This window comes from Companilactobacillus bobalius (genome assembly GCF_002179915.1).
GTDB lineage: Bacteria > Bacillota > Bacilli > Lactobacillales > Lactobacillaceae > Companilactobacillus > Companilactobacillus bobalius.
In genome coordinates, this window is the sequence record NZ_MYFM01000004.1 from 103716 (window position 1) to 116438 (window position 12723).

14 protein-coding genes and 1 pseudogene are annotated in these 12723 nt (G+C 35.8%); 6 read left to right on the forward strand and 9 right to left on the reverse strand.

Annotated elements, in window-relative coordinates; translation table 11 throughout:
* Nucleotides 1-47 precede the first annotated feature (47 nt).
* From LKACC16343_RS07145 to LKACC16343_RS07155, 3 genes are all read left to right on the forward strand, one after another.
* The gene (locus LKACC16343_RS07145) at nucleotides 48-902 is read left to right on the forward strand and encodes an ABC transporter ATP-binding protein (protein WP_056954853.1); all 855 of its coding nucleotides are present in this window, start codon (nucleotides 48-50) and stop codon (nucleotides 900-902) included.
* A gap of 200 nt (nucleotides 903-1102) precedes the next feature.
* Nucleotides 1103-1621, forward strand: a complete 519-nt coding sequence (locus tag LKACC16343_RS07150; protein WP_220096145.1) for an ABC transporter permease — start codon at nucleotides 1103-1105, stop codon at nucleotides 1619-1621.
* 16 nt (nucleotides 1622-1637) lie between these two features.
* A complete protein-coding gene (locus LKACC16343_RS07155; RefSeq protein ID WP_056954857.1) occupies nucleotides 1638-2384 on the forward strand; it encodes a helix-turn-helix domain-containing protein in 747 nt (248 codons plus the stop codon).
* Nucleotides 2385-2429: 45 nt separating this feature from the next.
* Here the strand turns inward: LKACC16343_RS07155 and LKACC16343_RS07160 are convergent, their stop codons facing one another.
* Both LKACC16343_RS07160 and LKACC16343_RS07165 read right to left on the reverse strand, forming a co-directional pair.
* Complete coding sequence (locus LKACC16343_RS07160) at nucleotides 2430-2975, reverse strand: 5-formyltetrahydrofolate cyclo-ligase (protein ID WP_056954859.1); 546 nt, start codon at nucleotides 2973-2975, stop codon at nucleotides 2430-2432.
* Nucleotides 2976-3042: 67 nt separating this feature from the next.
* The gene (locus LKACC16343_RS07165; protein ID WP_056954861.1) at nucleotides 3043-4635 is read right to left on the reverse strand and encodes a cation:proton antiporter; all 1593 of its coding nucleotides are present in this window, start codon (nucleotides 4633-4635) and stop codon (nucleotides 3043-3045) included.
* Between the two features lie 192 nt (nucleotides 4636-4827).
* On the opposite strand from LKACC16343_RS07165, the gene LKACC16343_RS07170 reads away from it, so the two are divergent.
* A complete protein-coding gene (locus LKACC16343_RS07170; RefSeq protein WP_056954863.1) occupies nucleotides 4828-5373 on the forward strand; it encodes a hypothetical protein in 546 nt (181 codons plus the stop codon).
* A 10-nt stretch (nucleotides 5374-5383) separates the two neighbouring features.
* Here the strand turns inward: LKACC16343_RS07170 and LKACC16343_RS14315 are convergent, their stop codons facing one another.
* Nucleotides 5384-5527 (reverse strand): hypothetical protein, encoded by a 144-nt coding sequence (locus LKACC16343_RS14315; RefSeq protein ID WP_156638772.1) that lies wholly within the window; start codon nucleotides 5525-5527, stop codon nucleotides 5384-5386.
* 259 nt (nucleotides 5528-5786) lie between these two features.
* Here LKACC16343_RS14315 and LKACC16343_RS07175 point away from each other — a divergent pair, with 259 nt between their 5' ends.
* Complete coding sequence (locus tag LKACC16343_RS07175; RefSeq protein ID WP_056954865.1) at nucleotides 5787-6290, forward strand: GtrA family protein; 504 nt, start codon at nucleotides 5787-5789, stop codon at nucleotides 6288-6290.
* A gap of 72 nt (nucleotides 6291-6362) precedes the next feature.
* Here the strand turns inward: LKACC16343_RS07175 and LKACC16343_RS07180 are convergent, their stop codons facing one another.
* The 5 genes and pseudogenes from LKACC16343_RS07180 to LKACC16343_RS07200 all read right to left on the reverse strand — a co-directional run bounded on the left by LKACC16343_RS07180 (nucleotide 6363) and on the right by LKACC16343_RS07200 (nucleotide 11143).
* Nucleotides 6363-7589 (reverse strand): MFS transporter, encoded by a 1227-nt coding sequence (locus LKACC16343_RS07180; RefSeq protein WP_056954867.1) that lies wholly within the window; start codon nucleotides 7587-7589, stop codon nucleotides 6363-6365.
* Between the two features lie 19 nt (nucleotides 7590-7608).
* The gene (aroE, locus tag LKACC16343_RS07185; protein WP_056954869.1) at nucleotides 7609-8475 is read right to left on the reverse strand and encodes a shikimate dehydrogenase; all 867 of its coding nucleotides are present in this window, start codon (nucleotides 8473-8475) and stop codon (nucleotides 7609-7611) included.
* Nucleotides 8476-8478: 3 nt separating this feature from the next.
* Nucleotides 8479-9372, reverse strand: a complete 894-nt coding sequence (locus LKACC16343_RS07190; protein WP_056954871.1) for a shikimate dehydrogenase — start codon at nucleotides 9370-9372, stop codon at nucleotides 8479-8481.
* Between the two features lie 56 nt (nucleotides 9373-9428).
* Complete coding sequence (locus LKACC16343_RS07195) at nucleotides 9429-10268, reverse strand: SDR family NAD(P)-dependent oxidoreductase (RefSeq protein WP_056954872.1); 840 nt, start codon at nucleotides 10266-10268, stop codon at nucleotides 9429-9431.
* 24 nt (nucleotides 10269-10292) lie between these two features.
* Nucleotides 10293-11143: pseudogene (locus LKACC16343_RS07200) on the reverse strand (sugar phosphate isomerase/epimerase family protein).
* 211 nt (nucleotides 11144-11354) lie between these two features.
* On the opposite strand from LKACC16343_RS07200, the gene LKACC16343_RS07205 reads away from it, so the two are divergent.
* Nucleotides 11355-12260, forward strand: a complete 906-nt coding sequence (locus tag LKACC16343_RS07205) for a LysR family transcriptional regulator (protein ID WP_056954874.1) — start codon at nucleotides 11355-11357, stop codon at nucleotides 12258-12260.
* A 17-nt stretch (nucleotides 12261-12277) separates the two neighbouring features.
* On the opposite strand, the gene LKACC16343_RS07210 is transcribed toward LKACC16343_RS07205, so the two are convergent.
* Nucleotides 12278-12694 carry a winged helix-turn-helix transcriptional regulator gene (locus LKACC16343_RS07210; RefSeq protein ID WP_056954876.1) on the reverse strand — a complete coding sequence of 139 codons (417 nt, stop codon included), beginning with the start codon at nucleotides 12692-12694 and terminating at the stop codon, nucleotides 12278-12280.
* Nucleotides 12695-12723: the final 29 nt, after the last annotated feature.

The window sequence follows — 12723 nt, forward strand, 5'->3', positions numbered from 1 at the left end:
GTTCTTTCCTTGTATTCTATGTTTGTAAAAACAAGGGAGGAAACAACATGGCAATCGCACCAATAATAGAAGTTAAACATCTTTATAAAAACTTCGACAACCAAACGGCTCTAAAGAATCTTGATTTTTCAATTCGTTCCGGTGAGATCTTTGGTTTCTTAGGTCCCTCTGGAGCTGGTAAAACAACAACTATCAAAATACTCACGGGACAGCTCATCGCAAACTCCGGCACCGCTACCGTTTTAGGAAACAACAGCCACTACTTCAAAGAAGACATTTATGAGCATATCGGTGTCGTAACGCATGATAGTGGTTTATATGAAAGTCTCTCTGCTTACGAGAATCTAAGGACCCTTGCTCGTATCTTTAACGTTGATAAAACGAGTATTGATTCTTTATTAAGACGAGTCAATCTCTATAATGATAGAAAAAAATTAGTCAAAAAATTCTCACAAGGTATGAAACAAAGATTAATTTTGGCACGAGCCATCCTCAATCGCCCTCAAATACTTTTTCTCGACGAACCGACTAATGGTATTGACCCTGGCACAACTCAAAAAATTCATCAATTAATTTTAGAATTAAAAAATTTTGGTACTACCGTTTTTCTAACTACGCACAATATGAATGAGGCCGCTAAACTTTGTGATCGGGTGGCACTTCTAAACAATGGAAAAATTGCTGAAATAGGTTCTCCACAAGCTTTAAGTTTGAAGTACAACAAGAAAATCCAATACAAAATTCTTTTAAAAGATAATACTGCACTGAAATTAACCGATTCTGAAGAGACACGACAAAAAATCAATTGGTGGATGGAAAATAGTGAACTACAAACTATTCATTCCTGTGAACCAACTTTAGAAGATGTCTTTTTAGAAGTGACGGGGAGAAAACTAAAATGAATATATCAATGCGAAAAATAAGCGCAATTTTTATCTTGAGATTACACCTAATTTTAAAGAACCTCTCATTACTCATGGCGCCACTGATGGCAATCGGATACGTTATCGCTTTTAAAAATTTTTTTCCATCTAATTTACCCTCCCTCAGAGCTCTAACTTTAAATATGGGGATCATCCTAAACATAACAATGGGTGGAATCATGTTTGGTTCTTATCCAATTGCTGAAGAAAAAGAACATCACACTCTAAGGGTCTTGATGACTTCATCGGTCAATGCTACTGAATATTTCATTGGTAGTTTGCTGCCTTCACTTTTAATTCTTACCTTAGTAAGTATTATTCTCGTGCCTTTAAGCGGTACTTCTTGGCAACAAGTATCTATCATTAATTATTTAGTTATCACTATTATCTGTACTATCATCAGTATCTTAGTAGGTTTCACAGTTGGAATTTTTTCTCACAATCAAACCAGTGCTGGTGTTTTAAGTTTATTACCAACCGTTATTTTCACTTTTATTCCTATGTTTAAAGGTTTTAACAAGACTATCTCCACTATATCCGATTTTCTATACTCAGGAGTAATCGCCAAATTTATTAATCAGAGTTTACTCAAGCATAGATTCACTTGGAATTTATTTGACGTTGGTGTTTTGATAGTCTGGTTAATTATTTTTTCTATTGTTCTAATTTATGCTTACAGATATAAACATTTCGATTAGTCTGGAGGGATTCATTATGTTAATAGATTACAGTGAAATTTTAAAGACATCTGGTTTTTCCAATCAAGAATTATCCAATCGACTAGGTATTTCTATCGCTAAAGTTGAATTAATTGAGAACAAGCAATTTTACCCTAATGAATCCTTGGCTCAAAAAATTATCCAATTTTCTAAACAAAAGGTCAATTTGACCCCACCAGTAGTAGCCGACGATTTTCAATTCGGTCAACCAATCAAATTAAGACGAGTAATATTTTCTATTATCTTCATTATTTTTGTTAGTCTTCTATTCACGGGCTTTGGCTATCAACCTTTCTGGGTATTTTTATTAGTACTATTAATCGGCCTATTCGTAACATTGCCTAGTTGTTTTAACGATTATTGGTTAATTAATAGGGATGGTCTCAAAATAAATGCATTCAGTTCTTCCAGCACTACTAAACTTACTCAACTGCTCCACATAATTCCCCTCACTCAACGAACAATTTCATATCAAGATATCGATCATATTAACGTTATTTATCGTACAAGACCCCGTACTGGTCCATTCGACATCAATCCAGATATTCTTCAATTAATTTGTACCCTGAAAAATAATCAAGAATTATCCATAAATCTCAATGTATCTCTCGAAAAAAATCTTCTAACTTTGATTAGAGTATTCACTTATCAAGGTGTCGACGTATATGATCAACAAAGAGTTCTTCTCGCCTTAACTAAAAAGGAGAATCTCTTTCAAAAATTCAATCCAAAATTCTCCTAAAAAAGAGTTCACTATAGAATCATACATAGTGAACTCTTTTAAAATTTAATCTACCAAAATTAATTTTTGAATCTTAACATCATAGTCTTCAATTTCCCAATCAGCTGTAGCAAAACGCATTGCTGAAGGTACTAAGGCTACTGTAGAACCAGAATATTGAGCCAAGAAACGGTCATAATAACCGCCACCGAAACCTACTCGATAATTTGAATCTTCTGCAAAAGCTAATCCGGGAACAATCACTAAATCTGGTTCCTGATTAACCAACGTTTCATCATATGCCGGTTCAGGAATTCCAAACTTACTAGTAATCAAATCTTCACGACTGTTAAATGGTAAAAAGACCATTTGGCGATGTGGCATTGTCTTAGGTAAATAAACTTTTTTACCTTCTTTACGGGCTGCTTCCACAATAATTGGTGTTGGTACTTCAATTGGACTGCTGACAGTTGTCGCAATACTTTTAGCATTTTGCCATTCAGTTGTTGCCATCAATTTCTGCAATAACTTGGCAGCTTCAACTTTAGTCTTAGCCTGATTGGTTTTCAATTTTTGAATTTGTTGTTGTCTCAAGGTTTTTTTATCTATGATAAATCCCTCCCGGTCTTAAATTCTTGCTTTATAAGTTTACATTTATCGTTAACGAAAAGGAACCAACTTAATCTGTTTCTTCTTCATCTTCCGAAACAGTGGGCCCGATTACCAAAGTTTCTGCTAAAAGAATCTCATTGTAAAGTTCAAAAACATAGTTCTGGTACTTTACTTCACTTTGTGAAATCATATCTAAATACTCTCGTTCTTGAACAAAGGCATTCATAAAGGCACGCATTTCCAACTCTTTTTCTGCCCCTGTAAACTCTGGATGGCGTACGACCTCAACCCAGGCTTTGATAAAGTCTCTGGTTCTCGTACGCTGTTTTTGTGCCATCAAGTCAAAGATAACCGATTTTTTAACATTATCGGGTAGATACATTTTATTAACCGAATCAATTGCCCGGTGAACCATCTCTACTCTAACTTTGTCGATTTCTTTTTCTGCATCATCATCTGTTACGTCTTTCTTCAATAGGAAGCGAAAGGCAATCGTTGGTACTATCAAACTCAAGATGATAAGAACGCTTTCCGACATTAAAACTAAATTGAAATCAGCATTGGTTACGTGATATTCAGCTAATGTGTAGGCCAAAGCTAGTGTAACAGCCCCGTGAACACCACCTAAGGCAAAGATCCAAGACGACTTATTGTTAAAATCTAATCGTAAACGACCATAGAGATATCTCGCCAAAACATTGACCAAATAAAGCGTTATACCAATCATGATCCAGGTCAACGAGGCATCTGTAAATTTTTCATCGGAAATAATCTTCGTAAACATATATCCTAAAATTACGAAAACTGTACTATTAAAAATTTCAGTAATCATTGAAACTAAATCAAATCCTAAATGAACTTGGGGTGCGTTAATCAAACGGCTACGCTGTGCTTCGGCGTTATGGACTAAGCCGGCACAAACTACGGCAATGATTCCAGAAACGTGAATTTCTTCAGCTGCATAATACAAAACAAATGGTGTCAGAATGTAAATTAAACTCTGCGCATTTAGGGAATTATACGAGCTTCTCAAAAGTATCTGTCGGAACAGAACCATGACCCAAGCTGCCGCAAAGCCAAACAGAACACCACCTCCAGCTGAAATGAAAAAGTCACCCAAGGTTTCTCCGTAATTAATGTATCCGTTGATGTACCAAAGAATTGCCATATTAAGTAGGATAATTCCGGAAGCATCATTGAATAACGATTCCATTTTTAAAAAAGTACCTTCATTTTTAGGCATCTTCAATCCATTAGTGACCGACTCCATTGCCGTAGCATCAGTCGGTGTACTAATAGCTGCCAAAATGAAAGCTAGTGGCAAACTGATTCCGGCAATTTCCCAAACACCGAAACCGGCTAATATCATACAAATAACAACTAAAAAGACAGTCGTCTGAATAATGTGTTTCAATTCTTTCCCAACTGCATTCAATCGTGTTGCCTGACCCTCAAAGAATAGCAATGGTGCAACAATCAAGCCAATAAAAATATCGGAATTAAAGGTCATCACGTTCTTACCCATGATAGGAATAAAGAAAATCAGGGCACCAATGATCATACTGATATAATTGACTGATATTTTCGAAAAAACTTGAGCCAAAAAGATACTAACAACCGATGCCAATATCAAAATAAATGTCGAAACCATTAAACTCATAAAATCTTCCCCTTAATGTTTCCAATTAATCAAATTAAATATAGCACATCCCTATTCAGAATAGCCTTTAGACGCAATCTCTATCGATTTATTACTATATCGTTTATTTACCAATTTACAAAATGATACGTTTATAATTATTAGTAGTATAACGAAAGCGTTCACAAATTTGAATCTAAAGAGGTGTTATTCATGCATACAGTCGATTCAAAAATTTTAGCTTCTGATAATTTTTACAAAGATGACCTTAACGTCAAAAATAAAATATTCAAAGTTAGACTCAACAACAGCCAACCCTTACGTGATACCATCTATAAGTACTCCAATGAGATTGTTGGCATGACCTACAAATTGAATGTTCACATTGATAATGACATTCACATCTGCGATGTAGAAAAAACCGTTCTGGATATTCCCTTTAATGAAATTAAATTTATCCAGTTTGGCATTCTCCGTCTTTTAGGTTCTGTCAGTTCCGTTCCAACTAATATGTACTACCTCTTAATTTATATAGAAACAAAAGAGTCTATTAAATTAGGTATGGTTGATAACTCATTGCAGCATTATTTTGATTACGTCAAGTTATTAAAGGATCATGATTTTCCTTTAGAGGACCCTTTCAAAATTGCCGAAATGAACTTAACGGATCGTACCCAGATCTATAATTATCTTCAAAAAAATTATGATAAACTGGCGGTCACAGCTGGCCATCACTCAAATAAATCCCATCTCAATTAAGAGACGGGATTTATTTATTTAACAACTTCTTAATGCCGACCATATCTTCATTAATACCAAATAGACCTCCGCCTGGCTGTGACTGCGATGTGGCATGTAAATTATCTAATGTCGTGTAAGCATTTCCATTTCTAAGATTGGCCGTTTCTATCAAATAACCTTAAAGTGAATTAAAATGTTTCACATGGAACATATGGTGTTTGGTCACTCATCAAATACTATATCTTGTGTTTGAAAATCCTCCTTGTTTTAATCTTAAAACACCATGATATTTAATCCTACTATTGCAATCTTTTGATAAAATAATTTAAATTATATTTAATTTTTTAAAACTTTTAATATTTGTTTCTCTACACTAAAAAAGGTTTAAGATAGAACTATATTCACAATTTCTAGGGGAAGTTGATACACATATGAACAAAAAAACTGATTTAGAAGAAGAAAATTCACTAACGAAAATTGTCGACGATGTTTCTGAGGGTATTAATGATGCTGGTCCTGTATTTTCAACTGAGGATTATGCCGAATCTGAAAGCAATGGTAAACAAGCAGTTCGTTACCTACTTTGGGGACTACTTTCTGTTGTAGTTAACTTTGGTACTTTCTTTATCCTTTATCGAGTGCTCAAAGCTAATTATCAAGTTGCTAACATTGTTGCCTGGTTCTTGGGTGTTCAGGTTGGTTTCTGGGTTGATCGAGTTATTGTTTTCCGTCACAAATCAAGCACCGCCTTCAAGGAAATGTTGGCTTTCTATGGTACACGTATTTTAACTTTCTTAATTGAAAGTGCCACTCTTTGGGTTGGTATTTCATTGATGAGTGCCAATGGTGCCGGTACTAAAGTAGTTGGTCAAATATTGGCTATCGTCGGTAACTACATTCTTTCCAAATTTTTTATTTTTAAAAATCGTAAGTAATTCGCTTAAATCAAAAAATGTTCATATCAACCAGATATATTGGTCGATATGGACATTTTTTATTTTTCACATTTAATTTTCCAAGTTAACTGCTGGTGCATCAGTTTTCACTCGTTCATGGCGTTTAACAATCAAAGCCAGACCAATCCCAATAATCGTGATAACCACATTTAAAAGAATTATCATTCTTGGAGCATCGGCACCGGTCATCTTTGTCAAATAAGCAGCAATTGATAAAACGGCATAATTGGCAGTGCTGGAAGCTATCATAACCAATGACGTAGCTAATCCTTTGCTTTCGGGGAAGAAACTGATGGTTGTTGAAGTTGCCAATTGCAAAACACCTCCGGCAGCAGCATAACCGATTACGAAACTTCCTATATAAAGAATAACAGGACTAGTAATGAAGTAACAAAGCAATAACATAATAACGGAAATGCTTGGATAAATAACTAATACAGTTGTTTCTTTCAATCCCAAATGGATTAAGCGAGCTGTCAGTAAAACTGCTACTGTAGCACCTACAGCGTAGAAAGATTGTAGAAGACTTGGATTCTTAACGCCATAACTTGCACCTAATTCTTGGTTACAATTTAACCAAATCATAAAAGTTGTTGAACTTGTAAAGCCAATTAAAATAGAAGCAATCGCAGCAGCTGAAAAATGATGTTTTACCGTAATTTTATTTTTACCTGTAGTAACTTTTTCTTGCTGTGGAAATGGTAAAAACATTACTAAGAAAGCATCTGCTAACATCAAAATACCACAACCAATGAAAATAATTTTATAAGATAAATGGGCACTGGCTACTAATCCAATTACGAAAGGTAAGAGGAATTGAGCTACTGTAATTGAGAATTTTGTAAAAAGATTAGCGATTGAAGCTGACTTAGGAAAAATTTCCATGACACTTGGAGAAATACACGTATCCAAGAAGGAATTAGCGGCGCCATTAATGATTCCCATAGCATAGGCAATCCATAACTGATGTACTGAAATCACACCAAAGAAAAACACTACATATAAGAAAATACCAATTAAGCCACTAACTCTGCGTCCCACTTTATCTGAAATGGGACCGGCAAATGGATAAGCTAACAATCTACCTAAACCATATGCGGCAATTACTGAGACAACCATCGAAACATCTATTGCTCCATTAGAGAGTGTTGAAGCTCCCCAAGCCTTCGCAAATTCAGCTTTGTATTGTCCCATGATCGATAATGCAATTCCTAAAATAAAATAAGCAAAATATAGAGCAAAAGCAGTTGGGTAGTACTTTTTCTGACTATTCACCATTTTACTATCCTCCATTGATTTAGAAGAACAATTTCTTAACATCATCTACCGGCATATCTTCACCAGTGTAAAGTTTGAAAGCAGCAGCACCTTGTTGAACTAACATACCTTTTCCACCAATAATTTGGCTGCCATGGTCTTTAGCATCCTGCAACATTTTAGTTACAGCGGGACTATAGACTGTATCGGTGACAACTAATCCTGGACGGAAAACAGAAGTATCTTTGATATTAGTCTGTTCAACATTTGGTGCCATACCTGCTTTAGTAGCATTTGCCAAAATATCGCTATTTTCAATTGCTGAATTCAAAGCTATCTGATCATTAATATCGTCGACCGTAACTTTGCAATCAGGTACTTTTTTCATAATTTTTTCGGCAATGACTTCAGCATTATGATAGAAGGTATCCTTTGGATTGAAGATATGAATTTCTTTAACACCATCCAATGCCATTTGAACAGCTATTGCGGTACTAGCACCACCAGCGCCCAATAGAGTCAAAATCTTTCCTTCCGGTTCAACGTTGTGCTGGCGAAGGTTTGCCACATATCCAGCCCCATCAGTATTATGACCTGTCAAAATACCATCATCATTTACAATCGTATTAACAGCTCCAATTAATTGAGCAGCTGGCGATAGTTTATCGACTAATTCACTGGCAATCTTTTTACAAGGCATCGTAACATTGGCACCACGCATATTAAAAATACGCATTTTTTGCAAAGCTGAAGCCATTTCATTCTCTTTAATATCAAAAGCTAAGTAGGCATAATTGATTCCGACTTGTTCAAAGCTATAATTGTACATCGCTGGTGAGCCTGAATGTCCTACTGGTGAACCGAATAAAGCTAACATTGTCGTATGACCATCAATTCTTGCTTCCATAATTTAGCCTTCTTTGACTGTTTCTTTAGCTTGTTGTTGCTCGTAAGCTTGATATTCTGCAGTTGGCATTTCCTTACCCGTAAACAAGCTGTAAGCTGCAGCACCTTGCCATAACAGCATTCCTTTACCAGGAGCAATTGTACATCCCAAAGTTTCAGCGTCCTCAATTAACTTTGTCTTAAGAGGGTTGTAAACCGTATCGGCAACGACTAAATCAGAGCGTAAATAACTTTTATCAACTAATGATTGCCCATCCAATGGCTTCATTCCTACGATAGTTGCGTTAACTAAAATATCGGCTTGAGCAATTTCTGCTTTCAATTTAGCCTGGTCAGCAAGTGGATAAACATTAACCTTTACTTCTGGTTTAGCTTGTCCAATCTTTTCTTTAGTCTTTTCAGCATTTTGATAAAATTCATCATCTTGATTGAAAATAGAAATTTCCTTAGCGCCATCTAAAGCACATTGAACTTGCAAAGCAGTTGCGGCACCACCAGCACCTAATACAACTAGTTTCTTACCTTTAATATCAACTCCAGTTTCCTTCAGATTACGGACAAACCCAATTCCATCAGTAATGTGACCTGTTAATTTGCCATTATCATTCACGATTACATTGATAGCTCCAATAATTTTAGCTGCTGGAGAAAGATCATCAACTAAAGTTGCAGCAATACTCTTGCATGGCATCGTAACGTTACTACCACGAACCTTAAATAGCCTGAGTGCATCGATTGCTTGAGGCATTTGTTCCTTTTTAACATCAAAAGCTAAGTAAGCATAATCCAGCCCTTGTTTCTGAAAACTGAAATTATACATTGCTGGCGATCCCGAATGTCCTACAGGTGAACCTAATAATGTAAATAAACCTGTTGTTCCCGAAATACGTTTTTCCATGATAAGCACTCCTTATAAAAAGAACTGAGACTTTCGTCTCAGTCTCTTAATTAAATTTATTTTTTAGCTGGTTGGTGATGATCAATAGCATATTGACGACGGCCACCTGGTTTTGGAATCATATCTGAGATCATCATATGAATTCCACCATCGACCATAACTTCACTACCATTTGTATAATCCGAGCGATCACTGGCCATGAATAGAACAGTATTAGAAATATCGGTCAAGTTACCGATTCGTTTGCTGGCAACTAAACGTTTTCTACCATCTTCAACTTTAGGATCACTGTAAAAGTTTTCTGATAATGGTGTCTTAACTAAACATGGGAGAACGCAATTACTGCGTAATCCAAATTGTCCCCATTCAGCAGCCATTTGTTTGGACATCATATTAACAGCAGCTTTGGTTGTACTATAGGCACCACTATATGTTTCTGGTGATAGTGAAGCAGCGGTTGAGATGTGAACTAAAGTACCGTGTCCTTGCTTGATCATAACTTTTCCAAATCTTTGCGACATTAAAAAGTAACCTGTAATGTTAACGTTCAAAGCTTGTTGCCACTCGTCTAAACGTAGATCTTCTAATGGTGAGAATCTCAAAATAGCAGCAGTATTAACCAAGACATCAACTTTTCCAAATTTATCAACAACTTCTTTGACAGCTGCATCAACTTCCGTTTCATCAGTGGTATTACATTGAATTGCTAAAGTTTTAACATCATATTTGTCAGAAATTTCTTTAGCTAAAGCTTCTGTTTTACCTTTTAATAAGTCGACCAAAACAATGTTGGCACCTTGTTGGGCAAAATCATTGGAAAACTTGGTTCCCATTCCACCAACGGCTCCAGTAATAACAACGACTTTTCCTTCTAATCCTAACCATGTATCACTCATATTTTTGTACCCCCCAATTGCTAATTATGCTGTAACTGTTTCTTTCAAAATTTCAGGCCATGCTTCTTCCATAACCTTAATGGTGTTTTTATATGTGTAATCAGCTACGTAATCAATTCCTTTAGCCATGTATGCATCAGAAATCACTTCTACACCGATAACCTTTGGATCAACTCCAGCATCTTTGATCATCTTAACGAATCCTGCTGTATCCAAATCTCCAGTACCGGGAGCTAGACGGTCATGCATTGATTCATCACGCAAAATTGATTTAGCGTATGGTCTTGTATAAGCGTCATCAATTGAATAGAAATAACACGTTTAGCTTGCTCCTTTGTCAACATGTTATATGGTTGATCAGCTCTAACCCAGTGCCACATATCCAAAAGCATATAAACATTGTCGCAATTAGCTTTTTGCATGATTTTCCACGTTTTATCCAAGTTTGGCAAACCACTGTATGGCATTGGTTCTAGTGCAATGATCCACTTGCCCGCTCTAGCTGCTAATTCTTGAAGTTTCTTAGCTGTGTAATCAATTGGATAGTCTTCCATCAATCCGGTATTAATATGTTTTACACCGAATAATTCACACATATGGAAACACATTTGTTCCTTATACTTTTGTTCATAAGTTCTTGGCTCTTCACACCATTGAACGATGTATTCAACTTCAGTACATCTAATATTGTATTTAGCAAGAATATCGAGAATATCTTTATCTGTTAAACCTTCATTTAAGGCATCAACATAAGTTTCGGCACGTAGTCCAATTCCATCGTAACCTGCTTCACTAGCGGCTTTACAACGATCTTCAAAACTGCATTTATCACCTAACGTCCAAGAACTAACTGTAATGGGATGTGTCTTTGTCATAATTAACTCCTCCAAAAGTTTGTGGATTTAGCATGCATGTTCTTTAATTCACATATTTGTTTACGAGTTCAATGTAATCGTTTTCTGAATAATCGTCCAATTACTCTTTATCGCAGTCATCTATAGCCAAAAGTTATTGATTCTGCTATATTGGCTATATAAAACGGTTTCAACGGTGAACAAATCTAATTTTTTAAGGGGATATTTTGTTATGAATTTAGATCATCTACGTTATTTTGTAGCTTTATCTAGAACTGAGAATTACACTCAGACGGCAAAAACGTTACATATTACACAACCAAGTTTAACTAAAGCGATGCATTCCTTAGAAAAAGAACTCGATTTAACTTTATTTCAACGGGAAGGTCGCCGTGTTACCCTTACCTCGGAAGGAAGATTGTTTGCTAACAGTGTTTCTACATCACTGATTTCACTGGATAAAAGCATTGCCGAGGCTAAAAGTCTTAATGAAGAAAAAACGATTATCCATTTAGCATCCTTGCGTACTTTGAGCATTAAATGGTTACCTGACATGGCTCAACGTTTTCTGAAATCTACTGAAAATCCAACGGTTGATTTTCAATTCAATACTGACACAGGACTCTCGCCAGATATTCTCAATGGTTTACGTTCCAGAAAGTACGATGTAGCTTTTTGCTCTCGATTGGACAACTATCCTGATCTGAATTTCTTCCCTGTGGCTGAACAAACGATGGTTTGTATCACACCAATTGATCATGCTTTAGCCAATCATTCCAGCGTAAATCTGTCAGAGACCTTAAACTATCCTCAGGTCACCTTTTCAGAAAGCAGTGGTTTGTATTCCATTATGAATAAGTTGTTCAATGAAGTCGGGGGGCATCCGATTGTTGCCTACTCTGTTGAAGAGGATCAGGCAATTGCTGGTTTAGTTGCCAATGGATTCGGTATCGCCATCGTCCCTAATATGTCGATCATGCAAACTATGCCGGTTAAGATAATTCCAATTTCATTTCCTAATAAACAACGAATCCTTTATATGGCAACCCTAAAAAGAACTGAGAACCAACCAGCCATCGCTAGTTTTGTTAATTTTGTCAAATCACAGAGTAAACAACTTTCAATCAATAATATTTAAGAGTTAAAAAAAGGATGTTATTCAACTAATTGTTGATTAACATCCTTCTTATTTTGATTCATTTTAATGTACCCATTGAAGTTATCAGACACAAAAGATACCGTTTGACCACTCTCCTGTAATTTGGCGGCATGCTTTTCTCCCCAAATTGACATATCAATCAAAACCTTTCGCAAAGATTTACCCTCATCCGTTAAAGAATATTCAACATGTAAAGGCAAGCCTGGAAATCTAACGCGTCTCACTACCCCATCATCTATCAACTCATTTAACTGTTGTGTTAAAACTTTCTGACTAATATCAGGAATTTTTCGCAATAATTCTCCATTACGACGCGATTTCATACCTAATTTGCAGAGAATTAAGGATTTCCATTTTCCATTGATAATTGACATTGTAAGGTCAAGACTCATATGATAATTTTTCTCCGCCATTTCCAAACTCCTCATTCGAATTTATTTGT

What these genes read in the sequence shown, in the direction of transcription:
- LKACC16343_RS07145 (WP_056954853.1), top strand. Translation starts at nt 48, where the DNA reads ATGGCAATCGCACCAATAATAGAAGTTAAACATCTTTATAAAAACTTC.
- LKACC16343_RS07150 (WP_220096145.1), top strand. Translation starts at nt 1,103, where the DNA reads ATGTTTGGTTCTTATCCAATTGCTGAAGAAAAAGAACATCACACTCTA.
- LKACC16343_RS07155 (WP_056954857.1), top strand. Translation starts at nt 1,638, where the DNA reads ATGTTAATAGATTACAGTGAAATTTTAAAGACATCTGGTTTTTCCAAT.
- LKACC16343_RS07165 (WP_056954861.1), bottom strand. Translation starts at nt 4,635, where the DNA reads ATGAGTTTAATGGTTTCGACATTTATTTTGATATTGGCATCGGTTGTT.
- LKACC16343_RS07170 (WP_056954863.1), top strand. Translation starts at nt 4,828, where the DNA reads ATGCATACAGTCGATTCAAAAATTTTAGCTTCTGATAATTTTTACAAA.
- LKACC16343_RS07175 (WP_056954865.1), top strand. Translation starts at nt 5,787, where the DNA reads ATGAACAAAAAAACTGATTTAGAAGAAGAAAATTCACTAACGAAAATT.
- LKACC16343_RS07180 (WP_056954867.1), bottom strand. Translation starts at nt 7,589, where the DNA reads ATGGTGAATAGTCAGAAAAAGTACTACCCAACTGCTTTTGCTCTATAT.
- aroE (WP_056954869.1), bottom strand. Translation starts at nt 8,475, where the DNA reads ATGGAAGCAAGAATTGATGGTCATACGACAATGTTAGCTTTATTCGGT.
- LKACC16343_RS07190 (WP_056954871.1), bottom strand. Translation starts at nt 9,372, where the DNA reads ATGGAAAAACGTATTTCGGGAACAACAGGTTTATTTACATTATTAGGT.
- LKACC16343_RS07195 (WP_056954872.1), bottom strand. Translation starts at nt 10,268, where the DNA reads ATGAGTGATACATGGTTAGGATTAGAAGGAAAAGTCGTTGTTATTACT.
- LKACC16343_RS07205 (WP_056954874.1), top strand. Translation starts at nt 11,355, where the DNA reads ATGAATTTAGATCATCTACGTTATTTTGTAGCTTTATCTAGAACTGAG.
- LKACC16343_RS07210 (WP_056954876.1), bottom strand. Translation starts at nt 12,694, where the DNA reads ATGGCGGAGAAAAATTATCATATGAGTCTTGACCTTACAATGTCAATT.